This is a genomic window from Streptomyces sp. MMG1121, assembly GCF_001280015.1.
Classification (GTDB): Bacteria; Actinomycetota; Actinomycetes; order Streptomycetales; family Streptomycetaceae; genus Streptomyces.
In genome coordinates this window covers 83,905-108,127 of record NZ_LGDV01000190.1, presented here as the reverse complement: position 1 = coordinate 108,127, position 24,223 = coordinate 83,905, and the positions used below count along the sequence as shown (strand labels likewise).

At 68.4% G+C, this 24,223-nt stretch carries 22 protein-coding genes and 1 tRNA gene; 9 read left to right on the top strand and 14 right to left on the bottom strand.

The genetic code is table 11. The features are described 5' to 3' along the window. Window positions 1–112: 112 nt before the first annotated feature. The 10 genes from ADK64_RS19965 to dnaA form a co-directional block, all read right to left on the bottom strand. Window positions 113–535 (bottom strand): hypothetical protein, encoded by a 423-nt coding sequence (locus ADK64_RS19965; protein ID WP_053660864.1) that lies wholly within the window; start codon window positions 533–535, stop codon window positions 113–115. A 321-nt stretch (window positions 536–856) separates the two neighbouring features. After that, window positions 857–933, bottom strand: a tRNA-Ile gene (locus ADK64_RS19960). Between the two features lie 112 nt (window positions 934–1,045). Next, window positions 1,046–1,771: a DUF3566 domain-containing protein gene (locus ADK64_RS19955; protein ID WP_053660862.1), complete on the bottom strand. Its 726-nt coding sequence runs from the start codon at window positions 1,769–1,771 to the stop codon at window positions 1,046–1,048. 18 nt (window positions 1,772–1,789) lie between these two features. Continuing rightward, window positions 1,790–4,387 carry a DNA gyrase subunit A gene (gene gyrA, locus ADK64_RS19950; RefSeq protein ID WP_053660860.1) on the bottom strand — a complete coding sequence of 866 codons (2,598 nt, stop codon included), beginning with the start codon at window positions 4,385–4,387 and terminating at the stop codon, window positions 1,790–1,792. Window positions 4,388–4,429: 42 nt separating this feature from the next. After that, window positions 4,430–6,499 (bottom strand): DNA topoisomerase (ATP-hydrolyzing) subunit B, encoded by a 2,070-nt coding sequence (gyrB, locus tag ADK64_RS19945; RefSeq protein WP_053660858.1) that lies wholly within the window; start codon window positions 6,497–6,499, stop codon window positions 4,430–4,432. 363 nt (window positions 6,500–6,862) lie between these two features. Further along, on the bottom strand, window positions 6,863–7,402 hold the full coding sequence (locus ADK64_RS19940) for a DUF721 domain-containing protein (protein WP_053660856.1): 540 nt from the start codon (window positions 7,400–7,402) through the stop codon (window positions 6,863–6,865). Continuing rightward, window positions 7,399–8,523: a DNA replication/repair protein RecF gene (gene recF, locus ADK64_RS19935; protein WP_053660853.1), complete on the bottom strand. Its 1,125-nt coding sequence runs from the start codon at window positions 8,521–8,523 to the stop codon at window positions 7,399–7,401. The genes ADK64_RS19940 and recF overlap by 4 nt, the downstream gene beginning before the upstream one ends. A gap of 44 nt (window positions 8,524–8,567) precedes the next feature. Then, a complete protein-coding gene (gene gnd / locus ADK64_RS19930; RefSeq protein ID WP_053660851.1) occupies window positions 8,568–9,443 on the bottom strand; it encodes a phosphogluconate dehydrogenase (NAD(+)-dependent, decarboxylating) in 876 nt (291 codons plus the stop codon). 199 nt (window positions 9,444–9,642) lie between these two features. Next, entirely contained in the window at window positions 9,643–10,773 is a 1,131-nt protein-coding gene (gene dnaN, locus ADK64_RS19925; protein WP_053660849.1) for a DNA polymerase III subunit beta, read from the bottom strand. Window positions 10,774–11,691: 918 nt separating this feature from the next. Continuing rightward, window positions 11,692–13,710 (bottom strand): chromosomal replication initiator protein DnaA, encoded by a 2,019-nt coding sequence (gene dnaA / locus ADK64_RS19920; protein WP_078992731.1) that lies wholly within the window; start codon window positions 13,708–13,710, stop codon window positions 11,692–11,694. A gap of 392 nt (window positions 13,711–14,102) precedes the next feature. Between dnaA and rpmH the strand changes: the two genes are divergently transcribed. The 9 genes from rpmH to ADK64_RS19875 all read left to right on the top strand — a co-directional run bounded on the left by rpmH (window position 14,103) and on the right by ADK64_RS19875 (window position 21,016). Beyond that, complete coding sequence (gene rpmH / locus ADK64_RS19915) at window positions 14,103–14,240, top strand: 50S ribosomal protein L34 (protein ID WP_005482975.1); 138 nt, start codon at window positions 14,103–14,105, stop codon at window positions 14,238–14,240. Between the two features lie 20 nt (window positions 14,241–14,260). Continuing rightward, window positions 14,261–14,632: a ribonuclease P protein component gene (gene rnpA, locus ADK64_RS43180; protein WP_078992730.1), complete on the top strand. Its 372-nt coding sequence runs from the start codon at window positions 14,261–14,263 to the stop codon at window positions 14,630–14,632. Further along, entirely contained in the window at window positions 14,629–14,994 is a 366-nt protein-coding gene (gene yidD / locus ADK64_RS19905; protein WP_053660844.1) for a membrane protein insertion efficiency factor YidD, read from the top strand. The genes rnpA and yidD overlap by 4 nt, the downstream gene beginning before the upstream one ends. Before the next feature lie 3 nt (window positions 14,995–14,997). Next, window positions 14,998–16,284, top strand: coding sequence for a membrane protein insertase YidC (yidC, locus tag ADK64_RS19900; RefSeq protein ID WP_053660842.1), 1,287 nt, complete (start codon window positions 14,998–15,000; stop codon window positions 16,282–16,284). A 15-nt stretch (window positions 16,285–16,299) separates the two neighbouring features. Further along, entirely contained in the window at window positions 16,300–16,812 is a 513-nt protein-coding gene (locus ADK64_RS19895) for a protein jag (protein ID WP_053660840.1), read from the top strand. 117 nt (window positions 16,813–16,929) lie between these two features. Then, window positions 16,930–17,646, top strand: a complete 717-nt coding sequence (rsmG, locus tag ADK64_RS19890; protein ID WP_053660838.1) for a 16S rRNA (guanine(527)-N(7))-methyltransferase RsmG — start codon at window positions 16,930–16,932, stop codon at window positions 17,644–17,646. 265 nt (window positions 17,647–17,911) lie between these two features. Next, window positions 17,912–18,985, top strand: coding sequence for a ParA family protein (locus ADK64_RS19885; RefSeq protein ID WP_078992755.1), 1,074 nt, complete (start codon window positions 17,912–17,914; stop codon window positions 18,983–18,985). Further along, window positions 18,982–20,079: a ParB/RepB/Spo0J family partition protein gene (locus tag ADK64_RS19880; protein WP_053660833.1), complete on the top strand. Its 1,098-nt coding sequence runs from the start codon at window positions 18,982–18,984 to the stop codon at window positions 20,077–20,079. Before ADK64_RS19885 ends, ADK64_RS19880 begins: the two co-directional genes overlap by 4 nt. 319 nt (window positions 20,080–20,398) lie before the next feature. Further along, window positions 20,399–21,016 (top strand): GNAT family N-acetyltransferase, encoded by a 618-nt coding sequence (locus tag ADK64_RS19875; RefSeq protein WP_053660832.1) that lies wholly within the window; start codon window positions 20,399–20,401, stop codon window positions 21,014–21,016. Between the two features lie 81 nt (window positions 21,017–21,097). Here the strand turns inward: ADK64_RS19875 and trxA are convergent, their stop codons facing one another. The 4 genes from trxA to sigM all read right to left on the bottom strand — a co-directional run bounded on the left by trxA (window position 21,098) and on the right by sigM (window position 24,205). Beyond that, the gene (trxA, locus tag ADK64_RS19870; protein ID WP_420713008.1) at window positions 21,098–21,478 is read right to left on the bottom strand and encodes a thioredoxin; all 381 of its coding nucleotides are present in this window, start codon (window positions 21,476–21,478) and stop codon (window positions 21,098–21,100) included. Beyond that, entirely contained in the window at window positions 21,471–22,439 is a 969-nt protein-coding gene (gene trxB, locus ADK64_RS19865; protein WP_053660828.1) for a thioredoxin-disulfide reductase, read from the bottom strand. Before trxB ends, trxA begins: the two co-directional genes overlap by 8 nt. A gap of 156 nt (window positions 22,440–22,595) precedes the next feature. Further along, the gene (locus ADK64_RS19860) at window positions 22,596–23,486 is read right to left on the bottom strand and encodes an anti-sigma factor family protein (protein WP_053660826.1); all 891 of its coding nucleotides are present in this window, start codon (window positions 23,484–23,486) and stop codon (window positions 22,596–22,598) included. Continuing rightward, on the bottom strand, window positions 23,483–24,205 hold the full coding sequence (gene sigM, locus ADK64_RS19855) for an RNA polymerase sigma factor SigM (protein ID WP_053660824.1): 723 nt from the start codon (window positions 24,203–24,205) through the stop codon (window positions 23,483–23,485). The genes ADK64_RS19860 and sigM overlap by 4 nt, the downstream gene beginning before the upstream one ends. Window positions 24,206–24,223 lie beyond the last annotated feature (18 nt).

Sequence of the window (24,223 nt, the reverse complement as noted above, 5' to 3'; positions counted from 1 at the left end):
CCGGCCGACTTGGCCCCGCGAGCCGCTCAACCTTGTTACCCTTGGCCATAACCCGATCGCTGGTGCATCCCCCGTCGCCAGCGGTCGGGCCTTTCTCGTTCCCGCCCGGCCCTCACCGCGCCCGTCGCCGCAGCAGCACCCGCACCGGGAACGTCCACAGCCACAAGGCCACCACGACGCCGACGAGGGCCGCCCCCACCGGGTAGTGCCACCAGCCGGACCATCCCGGCGGATAGACCTCGTCACCACCGCTGTCCACGGCCGCACGCGCGCCACCGGCGGGCACGAACCCGATCCCCGCGAGCCGCACCCCGGCGCGGTGATCCGTACGGTCGGCGGACAAGAAGTCACCGGCCTGTGCACAGCCGTGGTGCGTGCAGACGACGGCATCGGCGGTCCAGACCCCCGAACGGCCGTCCCCGTCGCGCGCGGCGACCACGGGCCCGGACTCGTAGGCCAGATACGCACAGAGCAACAGCGCCACCGGTCCCACCACCCCCCGCCAGAACATGCGGCCCCGCTCCGCGAATCCCATGCCGCGCACAGTAGGGGCGGGGGGATTCCAGGACGAGACCTTCGCGTGAGCCCGGTGAACGAAGAAGCTGTGGGCGGTTGATGTCAGTGACCGGGCACGGGGCGGAACGGGCCCCCTCGTCGCCAGCCGGCAGGGGCTTCTGGCATCGCGCGCGTTCGGGGCATATCCGTGTGACGATCGAGATGTCTGCTACCCGCTGTCGGGATGCTCGCCGAAGTCCTGGAAGACCCACTCATCGACTGATCATCGCTACTCACGGCCGTTGATGTGAGCCGTGGACGTCAAAGACCCCCAACCATGATCGGTTGGGGGTCTTTTCGCTGGTGGGGCTAACAGGATTTGAACCTGTGGCCTCATCCTTATCAGGGATGCGCTCTAACCAACTGAGCTATAGCCCCGCCGCGCTCTGCGGTATGTGTCCCGCGCGCTGACTCCTGAAGATTAGCGCACGACCACGTCAGTCCCAAAATCGGTTGTCCGGGGACCATCAGGTCAGGGACCCGCGGGCGGTCACTCGTCCTCGGCCAGGGTCAGCTCGATGCCGCCCACGAAGCCCGCGGAGAGGTTGTAGATGAACGCGCCGAGCGTCGCCAGGGCCGTGGCGAGGACCACGTCGATGACCGCGATGATCGTCGTGAACATCAGGACGTGGGGGAGGGACAGGAACGACTGGAGATCGAAGCCGTTCGCCTCGTTCGAACCGGTCGCCTCCGAGATCGTGCCGCCCACCGTCGAGAAGACGCCCATCGCGTCCATGACCATCCACAGCACCGCCGAGGCGACGATCGTGCAGATGCCGAGCGCGATGGAGAGCAGGAAGCTGACCTTCATCACCGACCACGGGTCGGCCTTGGCCACCCGCAGCCGCGCCTTGCGGGTGCGGGGCGCCGTCCGCACACCGGTGCGCGGCCGGCGCACGGCACCGGCGGCCTCCTGCGCGGGGTAGGCCTGCGGCGGGTGGTACGGCCCGGCGGGCTGCTCGGGGCGCCGCTCACCGGGCAGCGGCGACGACGCCTGCGCCTCGCCGGCCTGGACCGGGCCTCGGGTGTCCGTCACAGTTCCCCCCTGGGGTGCAGACGCGCCGGAGGAGCCCTTCTCGGACACCTTCACCGGCTTCAGGTTGGTCGTGTGCGGGTCGCTGACACGCCCCGCACGCGCGGCGGAGCCACGGCCGCCGCCGTCCCTTTCCGTACCCCTGGAGGTACCGGCCGATCCGGCGCCCGTGGCTCCGCTCACGATGACTCACTCCTCGTGCTACTCGGCCGAGGGCGCCTCACCCTCGTCCGTGCCGGCGGCCTCGACGCCCTCGGCGGTCTCGTCGACGACGTCCTCGCCGTCGACCTCCTCCGCCTCGCGCCCGGCCTCGGCGTTACGTGCGATACCGACCACGGCATCGCGCTTGCCCAGGTTGATCAGTTGGACGCCCATGGTGTCACGGCCCGTCTCCCTGACCTCGCTGACTCGCGTACGAATCACACCGCCGGAGAGGCTGATCGCGAGGATCTCGTCGCTCTCCTCGACGATCAGCGCGCCCACGAGCGACCCGCGGTCCTCCACGATCTTGGCGGCCTTGATGCCGAGGCCACCGCGACCCTGGACGCGGTACTCGTCGACGCCGGTCCGCTTCGCGTACCCACCGTCGGTGGCAGTGAACACGAACGTACCGGGCCGAACAACATTCATCGACAGAAGTTCATCGCCCTCGCGGAAACTCATGCCCTTCACACCGGAGGTGGCGCGGCCCATGGGGCGCAGGGAGTCGTCCGAGGCGGTGAACCGGATGGACTGGGCCTTCTTGCTGATCAGAAGGAGATCGTCGTCGGCCGAGACCAGCTCGGCACCGATCAGCTCGTCGTCCGAACCGCCCTCGCGCTCACGCAGGTTGATCGCGATGACACCGCCGGAGCGAGGCGAATCGTAATCCTTCAGAGGCGTCTTCTTGACCAGACCGGACTTCGTGGCCAGCACCAGGTACGGCGCCGCCTCGTAGTCGCGGATGGCGAGGATCTCGGCGATCGCCTCGTCCGGCTGGAAGGCGAGCAGGTTCGCCACGTGCTGGCCGCGCGCGTCCCGGCCGGCCTCGGGCAGCTCGTACGCCTTCGCCCGGTACACCCGGCCCTTGTTGGTGAAGAACAGCAGCCAGTGGTGCGTGGTGGAGACGAAGAAGTGGTCGACGATGTCGTCTTCCTTCAGCTTCGTACCGCGCACGCCCTTGCCGCCGCGCTTCTGCGCCCGGTAGTCGTCCGTCTTCGTCCGCTTGACGTAGCCGCCGCGCGAGACCGTGACGACGATGTCCTCCTCGGCGATCAGGTCCTCGATGGACATGTCGCCGTCGTAGGGCACCAGCATGGTCTTGCGGTCGTCGCCGTACTTCTCGACGATCGCGGCCAGCTCCTCGCTGACGATCCCGCGCTGGCGGAGCGGGGAGGCGAGGATCGCGTTGTACTCGGTGATCTTCGCCTGGAGTTCGTCGTGCTCCTGGACGATCTTCTGCCGCTCCAGGGCCGCCAGGCGCCGCAGCTGCATCTCGAGGATCGCGTTGGCCTGGATCTCGTCGATCTCCAGCAGGCCCATCAGGCCGCTGCGGGCGATCTCGACGGTGTCGCTGCGCCGGATCAGCGCGATGACCTCGTCGATGGCGTCCAGGGCCTTCAGCAGACCGCGCAGGATGTGCGCGCGCTCCTCGGCCTTGCGCAGCCGGAAGCGGGTCCGGCGGACGACGACCTCGATCTGGTGCGTCACCCAGTGCCGGATGAACGCGTCCAGGGACAGCGTGCGCGGCACACCGTCGACCAGCGCCAGCATGTTGGCACCGAAGTTCGTCTGCAGGTCCGTGTGCTTGTACAGGTTGTTCAGCACGACCTTGGCGACCGCGTCCCGCTTGAGGACGATGACGAGACGCTGGCCCGTGCGCGACGACGTCTCGTCACGGACGTCAGCGATGCCGCCGATCTTGCCGTCCTTCACCAGGTCGGCGATCTTCTGCGCCAGGTTGTCCGGGTTGACCTGGTACGGCAGCTCGGTCACGACCAGGCACTGGCGGCCCTGGATCTCCTCGACCTCGACCACCGCGCGCATCGTGATCGAGCCGCGCCCGGTGCGGTACGCCTCCTCGATGCCCTTGCGGCCCACCACCAGCGCGCCGGTCGGGAAGTCCGGGCCCTTGATGCGCTCGATGAGCGCGTCCAGCAGCTCCTCGTGCGAGGCCTCCGGGTTCTCCAGGTACCACTGGGCACCGGCCGCGACCTCGCGCAGGTTGTGCGGCGGGATGTTGGTCGCCATACCGACCGCGATACCGGCCGAGCCGTTGATCAGCAGGTTCGGGAAACGGGAGGGCAGGACGGTCGGCTCCTGGGAGCGGCCGTCGTAGTTGTCCGTGAAGTCGACGGTCTCCTCGTCGATGTCGCGGACCATCTCCATCGACAGCGGCGCCATCTTGCACTCGGTGTAGCGCATGGCGGCCGCCGGGTCGTTGCCCGGAGAGCCGAAGTTGCCGTTGGAGTCCACCAGCGGCATCCGCATCGACCACGGCTGGGCGAGGCGCACCAACGCGTCGTAAATGGAGGAGTCGCCGTGCGGGTGGTAGTTGCCCATGACGTCGCCGACCACGCGCGCGCACTTGTAGAAGCCGCGCTCGGGGCGGTAGCCGCCGTCGTACATCGCGTACAGCACGCGCCGGTGGACGGGCTTGAGACCGTCCCGGACGTCGGGCAGCGCACGCGAGACGATGACGGACATCGCGTAGTCGAGATACGAGCGCTGCATCTCCGTCTCGAGCCCGACGGGCTCGACGCGCATGACGATCTCGCCGCCCTCGGTGTCAGGGTTTTGCGGAGTGTTCTCGTCGGCCATTGCTGGTGAAGATCCTTTCTGGTGCGGTCAGCTGAGACCGACTCAGATGTCGAGGAACCGGACGTCCTTGGCGTTGCGCTGGATGAACTGGCGCCGGGCCTCGACGTCCTCGCCCATCAGGACCGAGAACAGGTCGTCGGCCTGGGCGGCGTCGTCCAGGGTGACCTGGCCGAGGACCCGGTGCTCCTGGTCCATCGTGGTCACGCGCAGCTCCTCGGCGTTCATCTCGCCGAGACCCTTGAAGCGCTGGATCGAGTCCTCCTTGACCCGCTTGCCGCGCTGGCGGCCCATCTCCAGCAGCGCGTCGCGCTCGCGGTCGGAGTACGCGTACTCCACCTCGTCCCGGCCCCACTTGATCTTGTACAGCGGGGGGCGGGAGAGGAACACGTGCCCGGCCTCGACCAGCGGCCGCATGAAGCGGAACAGGAAGGTCAGCAGCAGGGTGTTGATGTGCTGGCCGTCGACGTCGGCGTCCGCCATCAGGATGATCTTGTGATAGCGGAGCTTCTCGATGTCGAAGTCCTCGTGCACACCTGTGCCGAAGGCCGAGATCAGCGCCTGGATCTCCTGGTTCTGCAGGATCTTGTCGATCCTGGCCTTCTCCACGTTGAGGATCTTGCCGCGGATCGGGAGGATCGCCTGGTACTGCGGGTTGCGGCCGGACTTGGCCGAGCCGCCGGCGGAGTCACCCTCGACGATGAAGATCTCGCACTTGGTGGGGTCGTTCGACTGGCAGTCGGACAGCTTGCCCGGCAGGGACGCGCTCTCCAGCAGACCCTTGCGGCGGGTCAGGTCGCGCGCCTTGCGGGCCGCCACGCGCGCGGTGGCCGCCTGGATGCCCTTGCGGACGATGTCGGCGGCCTCGACCGGGTAGCGGTCCAGCCAGTCGTTGAGGTGCTCGTAGACCGCCTTCTGCACGAAGGTCTTGGCCTCCGTGTTGCCCAGCTTGGTCTTCGTCTGACCCTCGAACTGGGGCTCGCTGAGCTTGACCGAGATGATCGCGGTCAGACCCTCGCGGATGTCGTCACCGGTGAGGTTGTCGTCCTTCTCCCTCAGCAGCTTCTTGTCGCGTGCGTACTTGTTGATGAGGCTGGTGAGGGCCGCGCGGAAGCCCTCTTCGTGCGTGCCGCCCTCGTGGGTGTGGATGATGTTCGCGAACGAGTACACACCCTCGCTGTAGCCGCTGTTCCACTGCATCGCGACCTCGAGGGACAGGCTCTTGTCCTTGTCCTCGGCCTCCAGGTCGATGATCGTGGGGTGCACCACCTCTCCCTTGCGGGAGTTGAGGTACTTCACGAAGTCGACGATGCCGCCCTCGTAGTGGTACGTGACCGACTTGACCTCGGCCTTCTCGTCCGCGCCCGCCTCGTCGGCGCCGGCGACGGCCTTCGCCGACTCGCGCTCGTCGGTGAGCCGGAGCGTCAGGCCCTTGTTGAGGAAGGCCATCTCCTGGAAGCGCCGCGACAGCGTCTCGAAGGAGTACTCGGTGGTCTCGAAGATGTCCGGGTCGGCCCAGAAGGTGACCGAGGTGCCGGTCTCGTCCGTCGCCTCGTGCTGGGCGAGCGGAGCCGTCGGGACGCCGAGCTTGTAGTCCTGCGTCCAGCGGTGGCCGTCGGTCTTGATCTCGACGGAGACCTTGCTCGACAGCGCGTTCACGACGGAGACACCGACGCCGTGCAGGCCTCCGGAGACCGCGTAACCGCCGCCCCCGAACTTGCCGCCCGCGTGCAGCACGGTCAGCACGACCTCGACGGCGGGCTTGCCCTCGGACGCCACGATGCCGACCGGGATGCCACGGCCGTTGTCGACGACGCGGACCCCGCCGTCGGCGAGGATCGTGACGTCGATGGTGTCCGCGTAGCCGGCCAGCGCCTCGTCGACCGAGTTGTCGACGACCTCGTACACCAGGTGGTGCAGGCCGCGCTCGCCGGTAGAGCCGATGTACATACCGGGTCGCTTGCGGACCGCGTCCAGCCCTTCGAGCACGGTGATGGCGCTGGCGTCGTACGACGCCGAGGCCGTGGCCTCGGCGTTCACGCCGGCGTCGGTGGACGGGATGTTCTCGTTGGGGTTGCCGGAATCGGCCACGAAGCGCCCTTTCTGGCACAGCACGAGCCGGGCTCGTCGGCAGGTTGCCGGAGCGGCTGCGGCATGTTGCGTTGGTAAGCCTTGATCAGCGTTGCTCAGCTTTTCCCGGGCGGTCCCCACGTTGGGGCGGGATTGGCTTCCAGTCTACCGGTAGCGCTGACATCGATGGGGGTTTGCCGGTACCTGAGTCCCCATGTGCCGCCCTCAACCGGTCTCGGCCGGGTCCCGATATGCGGATGGGGGCTCCAAGGGGCTCACAGCGGCACTCAGCGCTTCGCGCCGTCAACCCTTGGCTACTCACGGGTCAGATGCCGTCCGAACGGCGTCACACACGCGTGTACGGGGGTACGACGACATCCCGCACCCCCGCCCGTCACGTGAGGTACGTCACCCGTACGTATCGCCGGGTCCGCTGCTCCCCGGAGCCCGCAGCGGCCCGTAGCGGCGGGGCGGACCGCCCGGATTGAGCACTTTGAGCATCCGCACGGTGCCATGCCCCAGGTCATCGTTGAGACGGGCGACCAGCGTGGGCGCGAGGTGGCGCAGCTGGGTCGCCCACGCCGTCGAATCGCACTGCACGGTCAGCACACGCTCGTCCTCGTCGTAGCGCTGCGGCACACAGTGCTTGGCCAGGTCCTCGCCGACGATCTGCGGCCAGCGGCCCATCACACCGCCCACCGCCGCCGGGGTCTCCCAGCCGCGCTCGGTCAGCAGCCGGTTGATCGCGGCACCCAGCGCCATCGGGTCACGGCCGTCGGCACGCGCCCCGGAGCGCAGCCCGCCGCCGCGCCGTGCCTGCTTCTTCTGCCGCGCCGCCTCGCCACGCGCGCGTGCCTGCTCCTTCGCCGCGCGCAACGCCACGCGCGCGAGGTCGACACCGGACGGTTCCTGCTTGTTCTTGTCGGGGGTGGGCTCGCCCGTGCTCATACGCGCTCCACCTCCCCGCCGGACACCGCGTACCGCGCACCGGCCAGCACATCCGGTACGTCGTCGTCCACGGCGGCGGTGACCAGCACCTGCTCGCCGGGGGCGACCAGCTCGGCCAGCCGCTCACGGCGGCGCGCGTCCAGCTCGGCGAAGACGTCGTCCAGGACCAGCACCGGCTCGTTGCCCTCGGCACGCAGCAGGTCGTAGGAGGCCAGGCGCAGGGCGAGGGCGTAGGACCAGGACTCGCCGTGCGAGGCGTACCCCTTGGCGGGCAGCTGACCGAGCTTGAGGACGAGATCGTCCCGGTGCGGTCCCACCAGGGTCACCCCGCGCTCGATCTCCTGCTTGCGCGCCTCGGCGAGCGCCGCCATCAGCTGGGTGCAGAGATCCTCGCGCGTGTGCGCCTCGCCGGGCGCGGACGGCCGGTACTCCAGTGCCAGCGGCCCGCCTCCGGGGGCCAGCTGCTCGTACGCCTTGTCCGCCAGCGGCTGCAGCGCGGCGATCAGGTCCAGCCGCTGGGCGAGCAGCTCGGCACCCGCGCGCGCGAGGTGCTGGTCCCACACGTCGAGCGTGGACAGGTCCGCCCCCGTCCGTCCGCCGTGCCGCCGGGCAAGGGCAGCCGTCTTGAGCAACGTGTTGCGCTGCTTGAGCACCCGCTCGTAGTCGGCACGCACACCGGCCATGCGCGGCGACCGCGCGGTGATCAGCTCGTCGAGAAACCGCCGCCGCTCCCCGGGATCCCCCTTCACCAGGGCGAGATCCTCGGGCGCGAACAGCACAGTCCGTACGATCCCCAGCACATCCCTCGGCCTGACCTGCGAGGACCGGTTGATCCGGGCGCGGTTGGCCCTGCCGGGGTTCAGCTCCAGTTCGATCAGCTGCTGCCGCTCGCCCTGGCGCACCTGCGCCCGGATGACCGCCCGGTCGGCGCCCATGCGGACCAGGGGCGCGTCGGAGGCCACCCGGTGACTGCCCAGGGTGGCCAGATAGCCGACCGCCTCGACCAGATTGGTCTTGCCCTGCCCGTTGGGGCCGACGAAGGCGGTGACGCCCGGGTCGAGCGGAACCTCGGCCCGGGCGTACGAGCGGAAATCGGCCAGCGAAAGATGCGTGACGTGCATGGTCGTTTCGCCGACTCCCTGTTTCTCTCCGGCCTGCCGGAGGCCTACTTCTTCGTTACGGCGTGGCCGCCGAACTGGTTGCGCAGCGCGGCGATCATCTTCATCTGCGGCGAGTCCTCCTGGCGGGAGGCGAACCGGGCGAACAGCGACGCGGTGATCGCGGGCAGCGGCACCGCGTTGTCGATCGCGGCCTCCACAGTCCAGCGTCCCTCACCGGAGTCCTGTGCATAACCGCGCAGGCCCTGAAGGTGCTCGTCCTCGTCGAGGGCGTTCACCGCGAGGTCCAGCAGCCAGGAACGGATGACCGTGCCCTCCTGCCAGGAGCGGAAGACCTCACGGACGTCCGTGACGGAGTCGACCTTCTCCAGCAGCTCCCAGCCCTCGGCGTAGGCCTGCATCATCGCGTACTCGATGCCGTTGTGGACCATCTTCGCGAAGTGGCCCGCGCCGACCTTGCCGGCGTGCACCGAACCGAAGTCGCCCTCGGGCTTGAGTGCGTCGAAGACCGGCTGCACCTTGGCGACGTTCTCGGCGTCACCGCCGTACATCAGGGCATAGCCGTTCTCCAGGCCCCAGACGCCGCCGGAGACACCGCAGTCGACGAAGCCTATGCCCTTGGCCGCCAGCTCCTCGGCGTGCTTCTCGTCGTCCGTCCAGCGGGAGTTGCCGCCGTCCACGACCACGTCGCCCGGCTCCAGCAGCTCGGCGAGCTGGTCGATGGTCGACTGGGTGGGCTCGCCGGCCGGGACCATCACCCAGACCACGCGCGGGCCGCTGAGCTTGCCCACAAGCTCTTCCAGGCTGTGGACATCCGCGAGGTCCGCGTTGCGGTCGTATCCGAGGACGGTGTGGCCCGCGCGGCGGATCCGCTCGCGCATGTTGCCGCCCATCTTGCCGAGGCCGACGAGACCGAGCTCCATCAGTTGTGTTCCTTCGGTTGCTGTGTGGCGTGAGGGGCACCTGCGTACCCGTTCCGAGCCTAGCCCCGACCCCTCGTGCACAGCTGTGGGCATACGCGCTCACCTGCGGAAACTCGGGTAGCCACGGCCCACCGCCCGCCGAGCCACAGTGCCGGGCACCCACAGGGGCGCCCGGCACTGTGCACAGCTGTGGACAACGTCAGCCGCTCAGCCGCACCGGCATGATCAGGTACTTGTACGCGTCGTCGGCCTCGGCGTCCAGCGCCGGCTTCCCGCTGAGCAGCGCCGGCTTCGTGGACGTCGTGAACGACAGCTGGGCCACCGGGGAGTCGATCGCGCTCAGACCGTCCAGCAGGAAGGTCGGGTTGAAGGCGATCGAGATGTCGTCGCCGTCCAGCTGCGCGTCGACCCTTTCCACAGCCTGTGCGTCGTCGCTGGAGCCGGCCTCCAGGATCAGCACGCCCTTCTCGAAGCTCAGCCGCACCGGGGTGTTGCGCTCGGCCACCAGCGCCACACGCTTGACGGCCTCCACGAAGGGCGCCGTCTCGATCACGGCGACGGTGTTGAACTCGGTCGGGAACAGCGTGCGGTACTTCGGCAGGTCGCCCTCGAGCAGGCGCGTGGTCGTACGACGCCCGGCGCCCTCGAAACCGATCAGGCCCTCGCCCGCGCCCGAACCGGACAGCGCCAGCGTGACGCTGTCACCGGCGCCGAGCGACTTGGCGGTGTCCAGGAGCGTCTTGGCCGGGACCAGGGCGACCGCGGACGCCTCCGGGTTCTCCGGCTTCCACAGGAACTCACGGACCGCGAAGCGGTAGCGGTCGGTGGAGGCCAGGGTGACCGTGTCGCCCTCGATCTCGATGCGCACACCGGTGAGGACGGGCAGCGTGTCGTCCCGGCCTGCGGCGATGGCCACCTGGGACACGGCGGCCGCGAAGACCTCGCCGGGGACGGTGCCCGTCGCGTTCGGCATCTGCGGCAGCGCCGGGTACTCCTCCACAGGCAGTGTGTGCAGGGTGAACCGGGAGGACCCACAGACCACGGTCGCCCGTACACCGTCTGTGGAAATCTCCACCGGCCGGTTGGGGAGGGCACGGGAGATGTCGGCGAGCAGCCGGCCGGAGACGAGGACCGTGCCCTCCTCCTCGACCTCGGCCTCGACGGACACACGCGCGGAGACCTCGTAGTCGAAGCTCGACAGGCTCAGCTGGCCGTCCTCGGCCTTGAGGAGGAGGCCGGCGAGGACAGGCGCCGGCGGACGGGCCGGGAGGCTGCGTGCCGCCCACGCCACTGCCTCCGCGAGTACGTCGCGTTCCACCCGGATCTTCACCGTAAGCCGCCTCCTGCTGTTGCTACTGAGTCCTCCGACTCGGTGTCACCGCCCACTGCGGAGGGAAGGACACCGGGGACCAGTCTGACGCACGGCACTGACAGTAGGTGCCCGTCGGGGTCAAGTCGCTCCGAGGGGCAGCCGGGCTCGAGACCGCGAGTTGTGCACAGGACCCACTTCAAAGCGATTCCCGGACTCTCTCTAGTCGGGAGTAGTAGTAGGGCCTGTGGATACCGTGGATAACCACGTTTTCCCAGCTCAGAGCGGAAATTTTGTCCACCGGGCCTGTGGGTGGAGCCGGTGGACAACCAGGCAGGTCTGTGGAGAACAGAAAGTTCTGCACACCTCGCCCACAGCCAGAGGGCAGTTCTCCCCAGCTGTGTCCCCAGGTTTACCCACGTTTCCCACACCCCAACCCGGCACCTTTGTGTGACGGCTTTCACTCGACGTGGTGACGGGGTGCGTCGCGTTGCCGAACAGTGGACAGCCATGTGGAGAAGCTGGGGATCACTGGGGACAACCGGCTCCAGCCTGTGGGTTGCCAGTGGACAACTTCGTGCACAGCCTGTGGATCTTCGCTTCGTCCACAGCCTGTGGAGATCGTTTGTCCACGATTCCACAGGGGGCTGAGCTGGGCGGATCCCATATGAACAGGCTCCCTGTGGACGCCGTTTGGGACAACTCCGCAGTCCCCAGGATGTGGACGGAAGAAAGTCGGCGAATCTGTGGAGAGTGGCCGTAACCCGGCGCGTAATCGAACACTCGGTGGCGGACGGGCAACACTCCACAGGCCGCGAGCGCTCCTCCACAGCGCCGCTCGTGCCCCGCGCCGCACCCGCCCGAACGCACGAGGGCGCCCCCGGGATGCGTATCCCGAAGGCGCCCTCACGTCGGCGTACGGCAGGCGTCAGCCGTACGTCACCCGTTCTTGATGCGGTTGGTCAGCTCGGTGACCTGGTTGTAGATCGACCGCCGCTCGGCCATCAGCGCGCGGATCTTGCGGTCGGCGTGCATCACGGTCGTGTGGTCGCGGCCGCCGAACTGCGCGCCGATCTTCGGCAGCGACAGGTCGGTCAGCTCACGGCACAGGTACATGGCGATCTGCCGGGCGGTGACCAGGGCGCGCCCGCGCGAGGTGCCGCACAGGTCGTCGACCGTCAGCCCGAAGTAGTCCGCGGTCGCTCCCATGATCGCCGTCGCCGTGATCTCCGGGGCGGAGTCCTCGCCACCGGGGATCAGGTCCTTCAGCACGATCTCGGTCAGGCCCAGGTCCACCGGCTGCCGGTTGAGCGAGGCGAACGCGGTCACCCGGATCAGCGCGCCCTCCAGCTCCCGGATGTTCCGCGAGATCCGCGAGGCGATGAACTCCAGCACCTCCGGCGGGGCGTTGAGCTGCTCCTGCACGGCCTTCTTGCGCAGGATCGCGATACGCGTCTCCAGCTCAGGCGGCTGGACGTCGGTGATCAGCCCCCACTCGAAACGGTTCCGCAGCCGGTCCTCCAGCGTGACCAGCTGCTTGGGCGGCCGGTCGGAGGACAGCACGATCTGCTTGTTCGCGTTGTGGAGGGTGTTGAAGGTGTGGAAGAACTCCTCCTGCGTCGACTCCTTGTCCGCGAGGAACTGGATGTCGTCGACGAGCAGGATGTCCATCTCGCGGTAGCGCTTGCGGAAGCTGTCGCCCTTGCCGTCGCGGATGGAGTTGATGAACTCGTTGGTGAACTCCTCCGAGCTGACGTACCGCACGCGCGTGCCCGGATAGAGGCTGCGCGCGTAGTGCCCGATCGCGTGCAGCAGATGCGTCTTCCCGAGCCCCGACTCCCCGTAGATGAACAGGGGGTTGTACGCCTTCGCCGGCGCCTCGGCGACGGCCACCGCGGCCGCGTGCGCGAACCGGTTGGAGGCGCCGATGACGAACGTGTCGAAGAGGTACTTCGGGTTCAGCCGCGCCGTCGGCTCACCGGGACCGCTCGCCGGCGCCGGCTGTGCGGCCAGCGGGCCGGGGGCACCGGTCGCGGGCCCGTCCGGGCGGCCGTGGCCCCCGCGATGTGCCGGGCCGCCGCCCGCCGGCTGCTCGGGCGGCTCCCGGCGGACGGGGTCGCGCTGGTCGTACTCGGTCCGGGACGAGTCGTACTCGGAACGCCCGGAGTCGTATTCGGGGCGGCCGGAGTCGTAGTCCGGGCGGGAGGGTTCGTAGTCCCCGCGCGGGCTGTCGTACTCGCCGCGCTGCTGCTCGTAGGACGGCCGGTCCATGCCCTGATGGCGGTATTCCTGGGACGATGCCCCGTAGGAGTCCGGGCCGGAGCCGTAGGTGTCCTGGGACGACGGCGAGGCGTACGGGTCGCGATCCGGGAAGCCGAGCCGCGGCTGCTGCCAGCCGTACTCGTCCTGCGCGGGCCGCGGCCAGGTGCCCGGCTCGCGGCGCTGGAACTCGGAGGGGTAGGCGGGGCGGACCACGGGGTGCTGGTCCCCGCGGTGCTGGTCGGCGCGGTGCTGGTCCCCGCGGTGCTGGTCCCCGCGGTGCTGCGGCTCGGGGGCCTGCGGCTGGTCGGTGGCGCGATGGCGGCCGTAGCCCTCGTAGGACCCGGACGGCAGCTCCGGCTCCTCGTAGCGCGACTTGGTCTGTTGCTGTTGCTGTGCGGGCGCGGGGACCGGCGGCTCGCCCGCGGAGTCGTCCACGGTGATCGCGATGCGGATGGGCCGGCCGCACTCGCGGCTCAGCGTCTCGCTGACGATCGGTGCGAGACGGCCCTCCAGTACGTTCTTCGCGAATTCGTTCGGTACGGCGAGCAGAGCGGTGTCCGCCACCAGCGCGAGCGGCTGGCAGCGCCGGATCCAGTGCTCGTCCTTCACCTCGACACCCTGTCCGCGGCCCTCGCCGAGGAGCTGCTCCAGTACTCGCGGCCACACTGCGGCAAGATCGGCAGGTACGTCAGCCACAGGGCACGCTCTCTCACAGGTCCCACGAACGTGTGACGCGGGACGGGTCGGGGTGTACTTCGGGTGTCCGGAGGGGCAAACCCGCCGGGGCGGGGGACAAAAGAACGAATGGGAGTTCAGCCACGGTAGTCAGCGCGGCGGGTACGGTTCAAGTTGTTGTCCCCAGCCTGTGGATAGTGTCTCTCTGTGACCCTCGGTTTGACCGGATGGCGTAGCCGCGCGTACCGTAACCAGGTCGAGTTGTCGATGGCTGCTGCCGCCTGCCTCCGATGGGCACAGGTCACTTCGGGTGATCGGGAAGCGGTGCACTCGGGCGTGACGCGAGCTACTCGTGGGCGCACGGTGACAGCCAAGACGGCACCCCGCCACTACCGATTTTCTGGAGCCCCCGAGTGAGCAAGCGCACCTTCCAGCCGAACAACCGTCGTCGCGCGAAGACCCACGGCTTCCGCCTGCGGATGCGTACCCGTGCCGGTCGCGCGATTCTCGCGAACCGCCGCAGCAAGGGTCGCGCCAGCCTGTCCGCCTGATCTGATCAGGTCATGACGTCGTGCTGCCTACCGAGCATCGGCTGAGGCGGCGCGAAGACTTCGCGACCGCGGTACGACGGGGTCGTCGGGCAGGACGCCCGACGCTCGTCGTCCACCTTCGTAGCGGTGCCACGGACCCGCACGCGCCAGGGGAGAGCGCTCCCCCGACGCGTGCGGGTTTCGTCGTGAGCAAGGCTGTGGGGGGAGCGGTCGTGCGCAACAAAGTGAAGCGCAGACTGCGTCATCTGATGCGTGACCGAGTCGCCCTTTTTCCCCCCGGTAGCCTGGTAGTCGTACGAGCGCTGCCCGGATCGGGCGACGCAGACCATGCACAGCTGGCCCGAGACCTGGATGCCGCCCTTCAGCGGCTGCTGGGAGGGGGCGCGCGATGAAGTACCCGCTGCTGGCTCTGATCAAGCTGTACCAGTGGACGATCAGTCCATTGCTGGGGCCGGTGTGCAAGTACTACCCGTCGTGCTCCCACTACGGCTACACGGCCATCGACCGGCATGGTGCGATCAAGGGAACGGCACTCACCGCCTGGCGCATCCTCCGGTGCAATCCGTGGTCGCTGGGCGGTGTGGACCATGTTCCGCCGCGCAAGCGTCCACGGTGGCACGAAATGCTGCGCAACGCTTGGCGCGCACGCAAGGGCGGGCCCTCCGCCGCCGAACCGGCCACCGAAGCGAAGCTCGCTTCCGAGCTTTCTCCGAGCCCGGCCGCAGAGACCTCGTCCCATGCCCAAGGAGCATGATTAGTGGACACGATTGCCAGCCTCTTCAGCTTCATCACGACACCCGTTTCATGGGTCATTGTCCAGTTCCACACGGTGTACGGCGCGATCTTCGGCCCTGACACCGGGTGGGCCTGGGGCCTGTCCATCGTGTCCCTCGTGATCCTCATCCGTATCTGCCTGATCCCGCTCTTCGTGAAGCAGATCAAGGCGACCCGGGCCATGCAGACGCTGCAGCCCGAGATGAAGAAGATCCAGGAGCGCTACAAGAACGACAAGCAGCGTCAGTCCGAAGAGATGATGAAGCTGTACAAGGAGTCGGGCACCAACCCGCTCTCCTCGTGCCTTCCCATCCTGGCGCAGTCCCCGTTCTTCTTCGCCCTCTACCACGTGCTCAACGGCATCGCGTCGGGCACCACGATCGGCGTCATCAACGAATCGCTGCTGGCCAGCGCTCGTAAGGCGCACATCTTCGGGGCCCCGCTCGCCGCGAAGTTCAAGGACGGCTCCGCCACCGTCCACGCCCTGGGCGCCACGGTCACCGATGTGCGGGTCGTCACCGCGGTCATGATCGTCCTGATGTCGGCGTCGCAGTTCTACACGCAGCGCCAGCTGATGACGAAGAACGTCGACACCACGGTGAAGACGCCGTTCATGCAGCAGCAGAAGATGCTGATGTACGTCTTCCCGGTCATGTTCGCCGTCTTCGGCATCAACTTCCCGGTCGGTGTCCTCGTCTACTGGCTGACGACGAACGTGTGGACCATGGGTCAGCAGATGTACGTCATCCGCAACAACCCGACCCCGGGTTCCAAGGCTCAGGCCGCCTACCTCGAGCGTCTGACCAAGCACGTCACGCACCACGGCAAGGTCCGCCGGCGGAGCGAGAAGACCATCGTCAAGGCCATCGTCGCCAAGGGCCGCGACCGCAACGAGTTCGAGCGCAAGTTCATCAACTCGCTGAACAAGGCCGGTCTCGCCGCCCTGGCCGACGGCACCGTGGAGACGAGCGCGAGCCAGGCCGCGGCGCAGACCGAGGACGGCGCGATCACCACGACCGGTACCGGTACCGGTACCGCGACCGCCGCCAAGCGCCAGCAGCCCAAGCGCCAGTCCAAGGCCCAGCGTCAGTCCGGCGGGTCCAAGCCGGACGACGAGTCCACCTCGCTGGAGAAGTCCGACGAGCCGCAGGACGCCAAGCCCTCCACTGCCCAGCAGCCCCGGAACCCCAGCTCCGGCACCCGCAGCAAGGCCCAGTCCGGCCAGCGCAAGGGTGGCCCGCAGCGGCCCAAGTCCCCCTCCAAGAAGTAAGAAGGAGCCCATCCCGTGACGGAAGGCACCACCTCTGCCGCTGCCGAGGGTGTAGACACCCTGACCCGCCTGGAGCAGGAGGGTGAGATCGCGGCGGACTACCTCGAGGGTCTGCTGGACATCGCCGACCTCGACGGTGACATCGACATGGACGTCGAGGCCGACCGCGCCTCCGTGTCGATCATCAGCGACTCCGGCGGCCGCGATCTGCAGAAGCTGGTCGGCCGCGACGGCGAGGTGCTGGAGGCACTGCAGGAGCTGACGCGCCTGGCCGTGCACCGGGAGACCGGCGACCGCAGCCGGCTGATGCTGGACATCGCCGGATACCGGGCCCAGAAGCGGGCCGAGCTGTCCGAGATCGGTGCCAAGGCCGCCGCCGAGGTCAAGAACACCGGCGAGCCGGTCAAGCTCGAGCCGATGACCCCGTTCGAGCGCAAGGTGGTGCACGACGCGGTCAAGGCCGCAGGACTGCGCAGCGAGTCCGAGGGCGAGGAGCCGCAGCGGTTCGTCGTCGTGCTGCCTGCCTGATCGGTCCCCACGTTTTACCGGCCCCGTCTGTTGAGCAGACGGGGCCGAACTTTGTCAGCCTGGTAGTTCTGGTGGTCGGTGCGCGAAGCGCCGGCGCTGTACGGAAGGACGGTCCCCGTGACGGAGGCAGCGGAGCTTCCCCCCGCGCCCGAACAGGCGCGGGAAGTGTTTGGTGATCGCTTCGCCGATGCGGTCCGCTACGCGGAGCTGCTCGCCGAGGCGGGCGTGCAGCGTGGCCTGATCGGTCCGCGCGAAGTGCCGCGCCTGTGGGAGCGGCACATTCTCAACTGCGCGGTGCTCTCGGAGGCCGTTCCCGAGGGCGTGACGGTCTGCGACGTCGGCTCCGGTGCGGGGCTGCCCGGCATCCCGCTGGCCCTGGTCCGCGACGACCTGAACATCACCCTGTTGGAGCCCCTGCTACGGCGCACCAACTTCCTCACCGAGGTCGTCGAACTGCTCGGCCTGGATCACGTCACCGTTGTGCGTGGCCGCGCCGAGGAGGTCCTGGGCAAGCTGTCGCCTGTCCATGTGGTGACCGCTCGGGCCGTGGCCCCGCTGGACCGGCTGGCCACCTGGGGCATTCCGCTGCTGCGTCCCTACGGCGAGATGCTGGCGCTCAAGGGCGACACCGCGGAGGAGGAGCTGAAGGCCGCGGCCACGGCCCTCAGCAAGCTCGGCGCGGTGGAGACGTCCATCCTGCATGTGGGCGAGGGCGTGGTGGATCCGCTGTCGACCGTGGTGCGGGTCGAGGTCGGGGAGAGCCCCGGCGGTGTGCGGTTCGCGGCGAAGCGGGCGAAGGCGGCACGGACGGGTCGGGCACGCCGGCGCCGTTGATCCGTCCTGACGAGAAGACGTACTCCACACAAGCTGCCAAACCTATGCAGGACGGAGTGTCGCGGAGGTCTGGTCGTAGCGGCTGTGCATCGTGTTTCACGTGAAACGTCGCTCACTGCTGCAGGGCATTATCAGTCGTGGTCGCGCTGCGGCCGAACCTCGCGACCGAAAGCCTCTCGGTTCACTCAGAGAGGCACCGGAGTTGTCCACAGAGGTGGATTTCTCCACAGAACACCAGGCCTCACTGGTTCACGACCCTGAAGACATGGGAGGCTCTGTTCATTGCGAGCCTGAAGTCGAGGAGAGTGAATCCTTGCGGTCCGACGCCAACATCGCGGGACCGATGACCGATCCGGTCCCCGGTCCCCGAACCGAGTCGATGGGGGCGGATGTTTCACGTGAAACACCGCCTCCGATGGACGACACTCCGATCGGTCGTGCGGCCCAACTGGCGGTAGAGGCTCTGGGCCGCGCCGGCGAAGGTCTGCCGCGACCGGAGCAGACCCGAGTCATCGTGGTCGCCAACCAGAAGGGCGGCGTGGGCAAGACGACGACCACCGTCAACCTTGCCGCTTCGCTGGCGCTGCACGGCGGGCGGGTCCTGGTGATCGACCTCGATCCCCAGGGCAACGCCTCCACGGCCCTCGGGATCGACCACCACGCCGAAGTTCCCTCCATCTATGATGTGTTGGTGGAGAGCAAGCCGCTCGCCGAGGTCGTCCAACCCGTCCCGGACGTCGAGGGTCTCTTCTGCGCTCCCGCGACCATCGATCTCGCCGGTGCGGAGATCGAGTTGGTGTCCCTGGTGGCCCGGGAGAGCCGGCTTGAGCGGGCGATCCAGGCATACGAGCAGCCGCTGGACTACATCCTCATCGACTGCCCGCCCTCGCTCGGCCTGCTGACGGTCAACGCGCTGGTGGCGGGCCAGGAAGTGCTCATCCCGATCCAGTGCGAGTACTACGCACTCGAGGGCCTGGGCCAGCTGCTGCGCAATGTCGACCTGGTGCGGGGGCACCTCAACCCCACGCTGCATGTGTCGACCATCCTGCTCACCATGTACGACGGCCGGACGCGTCTTGCCTCCCAGGTCGCGGAAGAGGTGCGCACCCACTTCGGCGACGAGGTGCTGCGGACGAGCATTCCCCGCTCGGTCCGTATCTCCGAGGCGCCGAGTTACGGGCAGACGGTGCTGACCTACGATCCTGGATCGAGCGGCGCCCTCTCCTATCTTGAGGCGGCCCGAGAAATCGCGCTGAAGGGCACCGGCATCAGCTACGACGCGAGCCAGGCTCATATCGGCGCCCAGAGCGACCCGAGCATGGTGGAGGGGATCCAGTGAGCGAGCGACGGAGGGGGCTGGGCCGAGGGCTCGGCGCACTGATCCCCGCTGCCCCGACCGAGAAGAACCCGGCACCGGCCGTGCTGGGAGGCGGAGCGTCCCCCTCACCCGGGGTGGTTCCACTGCTGACGACCGACCGCGGGGTGGCCGCCACAAGGGTGGCACCCCCGCCGGTGCCCCAGGACGTCGAAGAGCCCCCGGCCAGTCCGGTGGCGGAGGTGCCCGCACCTCCCATGGGCGCCCACTTCGCTGAGATCCCCCTCGATGACATCACGCGGAACCCGCGCCAGCCGCGCGAGATCTTCGACGAGGACGCGCTCCAGGAGCTGGTCACCTCCATCCGGGAAGTCGGCCTTCTGCAGCCCGTCGTCGTAAGGCAGTTGGGGCCCGCTCGCTATGAACTGATCATGGGTGAGCGCCGTTGGCGGGCCTGCCGTGAGGCTGGCCTGGAGGCCATCCCGGCCATCGTGCGGGCCACGGAGGACGAGAAGCTCCTTCTGGACGCTCTGCTGGAGAACCTGCACCGCGCGCAGCTGAACCCACTGGAAGAGGCGGCCGCCTACGACCAGCTGCTGAAGGACTTCGACTGCACGCATGACCAGCTGGCCGACCGGATCGGGCGTTCCCGCCCTCAGGTCTCCAACACACTGCGTCTGCTGAAGCTCTCGCCGACGGTCCAGAAGCGGGTCGCCGCCGGGGTGCTCTCCGCCGGTCACGCCCGGGCGCTGCTGTCGGTGACGGACCCTGAGGAGCAGGACCGGCTGGCTCACCGCATCGTGGCCGAGGGGCTGTCGGTGCGAGCTGTCGAGGAGATTGTGACCCTCATGGGTTCGCGGCCCCAGAAGCCGCAGCGACCCAAGGGCCCGCGCGCCGGCTCCCGGCTCTCCCCGGCGCTGAACGAGCTGGCGACCCGTCTGTCGGACCGGTTCGAGACCCGGGTGAAGGTCGACCTCGGACAGAAGAAGGGCAAGATCACCGTCGAGTTCGCCTCGGTGGACGATCTCCGGCGGATCCTGAGCACCCTCGCGCCGGACGAGGGCCCGGTCCTCCAACATGATCTGCAGGAGGACGTTGTGGAGGACCAGGACGACTGATCCCGTCCGACTCTCGGTCGTGCGGGAAGTGGGCCGTGTCCGGTGTGTACCGGAACACGGCCCGCTCTTTGCTTTGAGGCGGTATCGAGTGAATCGCATCGTGGATACGATGCGAAATGGTATGGCGCATCCACCGGACAGCAACTGCATCTCTGAGTGGGGAGACGGGGGCCATGCGATCGATGAGCCGCACCGGACTGGTGAGCGCAGGACTGAGCCTTGGAGCGGTCGGCGGATTCGTCTGCGGCTTGCTCAGGGAACGCAGCGTTCTGACAGCCGCGCGCGATGCGGCGGGCGAAGGAAGCGAGGAACAGCCTTCATGGGGCGTCGGCTCGTGCCGCTCACGCTGGACAACCTTCAGGACCTTCCCCCACGCTGTCGCTCGTGCGTCTTCTGGGAGCTGGACCCCGTCAGCGGAGAAGCGGCGGTAAGGGCGGGCACCTCCGCACCGGAGAAGGAAGGCTGGATTTCCGCCGTCCTTTTGGACTGGGGGTCGTGCGGCCGGGTGGTGTACGTCGATGACGCGCCGGTGGGTTTCGTGCTCTACGCCCCTCCCGCTTATGTCCCGGGGTCGACAGCCTTTCCCACGAGCCCGGTCTCGCCGGACGCTGTCCAGCTGATGACGGCCTTCGTCCTGCCCGGCTATCAGGGGCAGGGGCTGGGCCGGGTGCTGGTGCAGGCGGTCGCCAAGGATCTGCTGCGGCGGGGCTTCAAGGCAATAGAGGCCTTCGGTGACGCCCGCTGGAAGGAACCTGCCTGTCTGCTGCCGGCGGACCATCTGCTCGCTGTGGGCTTCAAGACGGTCCGGCAGCATCCGACGCACCCCCGGCTGCGGCTGGAGCTGCGGTCGACGCTCTCCTGGAAGGAAGACGTGGAGATGGCGCTCGACCGGCTGCTGGGAGCCGTCCAGAAGGAGCCGGCGCTGAGGCCGCTGTAGCGTCGGCCGACCTTCAGCTCAGGGACAAAAGCGAGTGGGCCAGCCCTTCCGGGCTGGCCCACTCGTGTTTCACGTGAAACGTCACTCGGCGATGAACTCATCAAGGTCGCGGACGATCGCGGCCTTGGGCTTGGCGCCGACGATGGTCTTGGCGACCTCGCCACCCTGGTAGACGTTCAGGGTCGGGATGGACATGACGCCGTACTTGGCAGCCGTGGCCGGGTTCTCGTCGATGTTGAGCTTGACGACCTCGATCTTGTCGCCGTGCTCGGCGGCGATCGCCTCCAGGGACGGGGCGATCTGGCGGCACGGACCGCACCACGCGGCCCAGAAGTCCACCAGGACGGGCTTGTCGCTCTTGAGGACGTCCTCGTCGAAGGACGCGTCGGTTACTGCCTTCAGGGCCACGGCAGGCTCCTTTGCTTGATCGTGTGGTGGGGCGGAGGGGGGATGGTCAGGCAGTGGTCTTCTCGGCTTCGGCCTTGTCCTCGTCCGCGAGCGCGGACAGGAAGCGCTCGGCGTCCAGGGCGGCGGAGCAGCCGGTACCTGCCGCGGTGATGGCCTGGCGGTAGGTGTGGTCGACCACGTCACCGGCGGCGAAGACACCGGTGAGGTTGGTACGGGTGGACGGCGAGGCGACCTTCAGGTAGCCCTCCTCGTCCAGGTCCAGCTGACCCTTGAACAGCTCGGTGCGCGGGTCGTGGCCGATCGCGATGAACAGACCCGTCACGGGCAGCTCGGACAGCTCGCCGGTCTTGACGTTGCGCAGCTTCAGACCGGAGAGCTTCTGCTCGCCCTGGACCTCGGCGATCTCGCTGTCCCAGACGAACTTGATCTTCGGGTCGTTGAAGGCGCGTTCCTGCATCGCCTTGGAGGCGCGCAGGCTGTCCCGGCGGTGGACGATCGTCACGGACTTGGCGAAGCGCGAGAGGAAGGTGGCCTCCTCCATCGCGGTGTCGCCGCCACCGATCACGGCGATGTCCTGGTCCTTGAAGAAGAACCCGTCGCAGGTGGCGCACCAGGAGACACCGCGGCCGGAAAGGGCGTCCTCGTTCGGCAAGCCGAGCTTGCGGTGCTGGGAGCCGGTGGTGACGATGACGGCCTTCGCCTGGTGCACCGTGCCCGCCGTGTCGGTGACGGTCTTGATCTCACCGGTCAGGTCGACGGAGACGATGTCGTCGGGGATGAGCTCGGCGCCGAAGCGCTCGGCCTGCGCCCGCATGTTGTCCATGAGCTCGGGGCCCATGATGCCGTCGCGGAAGCCCGGGAAGTTCTCCACCTCGGTGGTGTTCATCAGCGCGCCACCAGCGGTGACGGCCCCCTCGAACACCAGGGGCTTCAGCGATGCACGCGCGGTGTAGAGCGCCGCCGTGTAGCCTGCGGGCCCGGAGCCGATGATGATCACGTTACGGACATCGCTCACGGCTATATTCCTCGTCTCTGGTCTGCGTCAGTCGACCGGTGGGAGTACCTTTCAGAACTCTCACCCCACCCAACGGATCCTACGGGGCGCGCATTCCCAGTGTGTCCGGGCACACGCATACCGGGTGGGGGTGGCTGACGGACCGTTCCAGCAGACTCAAGACCGGGCGAAAGCCTGCTTCAGGAGCACGGTGCCGGCGGTGCCGGGCTGCTGACTGATGCAGGCGGCGTCGACGACGTAGGCCGTGACGCGTGAGCCGTCGTCGGGGTCCGGCAGGACGACCAGGTAGGCGCTCTTCCCGCCGTAGATGCCGGTCTTCGCCGCCAGGGCCTGATCGCTCCGCGGGATCGCCCGCCGGACACAGTCGGGGACGGGGATGGCCGTCTGGAGCAACGTGTTCGCGCTCTCGGTGCCCTTGGGGGTGTCCTGGTCGTCGGTGACCCCGGAGCGTGGACGCTGACTGTCGTGGCCCCGCTGCGGAGTCTTCTTCGAGGCGAGCAGATCGTGCACCTGGTTCTGGACACTGGCGTCGGAGAAGGCACTGACGGACGGGCTCGGCGTGTTATGAGCCGTCGTGGTGGTGCCACCGCCGGTGAGCGCCTGGAGTACCAGTGTTCCGGCTCCCAGGACGGCGGCGGTGAGTACCGTTCCCAGCACGATGGTCCGGCGGCGCCGACCGCGCCCGCTCTTCTTCCGTCCGGGACCGGTCGTCGCTTGCGGGCGTCCGGCAGGGCGATCGGCCGGGGTCGATGTTTCACGTGAAACATGCCCCTCGGTGTTCTCCCCGGGGGAGGCGCTGCGGAGTGCCTCGGTGGCGAGGGCGGCATCGAGACGGGCGGCCACGTCGGCCGGCATGGGCTCCGCTTCCGGCATGGACCCCAGTAGACCGCGGATCTCCTCCAGCGAGGCATGGACGTCCGCACACGGCTCGCACCCCTCCAGGTGGCGCCGTATGTCCTTGCTGCGATGCAGAGGAAGAAGGCCTTCGGTGAGGTCGGAGATCTCCTCGACGTCCGGGTGCCCGGCCGTGTCGGTCGTGGAAGTCACGCTCGCCCACCTCCGCCCTTCACTACGGCTGAATCGCTCGGTCCCGTGTTCGTGGGGCTCTCGCTCGGAGTCCCCGTTGCCGGTGGGACGGATGTCCCCTGCAGCCGGTTCCGTCCCGGCCCGGGTTCTTTTCCGCCCCCGCCCTCGGGTCGTAGATGAGTGAGCAGTGGCAGGAGCCTCGCTCTGCCCCGGGCGCACCGGCTCTTCACCGTGCCCGTCGGCACGTCGAGGATCCGGGCCGCCTCGGCCACGGGATATCCCTGCATGTCCACCAGGACCAGAGCCGCGCGCTGATCGTGCGGGAGGGTGCCGAGCGCTTCGAGCAGCTGGCGGTGCACATCGTTGCGCTCGGCCGGAGCCGAGGCCGACTCGTGCGGCTCCAGCAGCTGCTCCAGCCGCTCGGTGTCGTCGACCGGAGCGGTCTTCCGGGAGGCGGCCTTGCGGGCACGGTCCAGGCAGGCGTTCACCGTGATCCGGTGCAGCCACGTCGTGACAGCCGACTGCCCCCGAAAGGTATGGGCAGCCCGGTAGGCCGACACCAAGGCGTCCTGGACCGCGTCGGCGGCCTCCTCACGGTCCCCCAGCGTCCGCAGCGCGACTGCCCAGAGCCGATCCCGATGCCGCCGCACGATCTCGCCGAAGGCCTCGGGGTCGCCTTTCACGTGGCGGGCGAGCAGGTCCTTGTCGCCCACCCCGTCGTATCCGGCGCCCTCCGTCATCTGCCCCCTCCGGTCCGG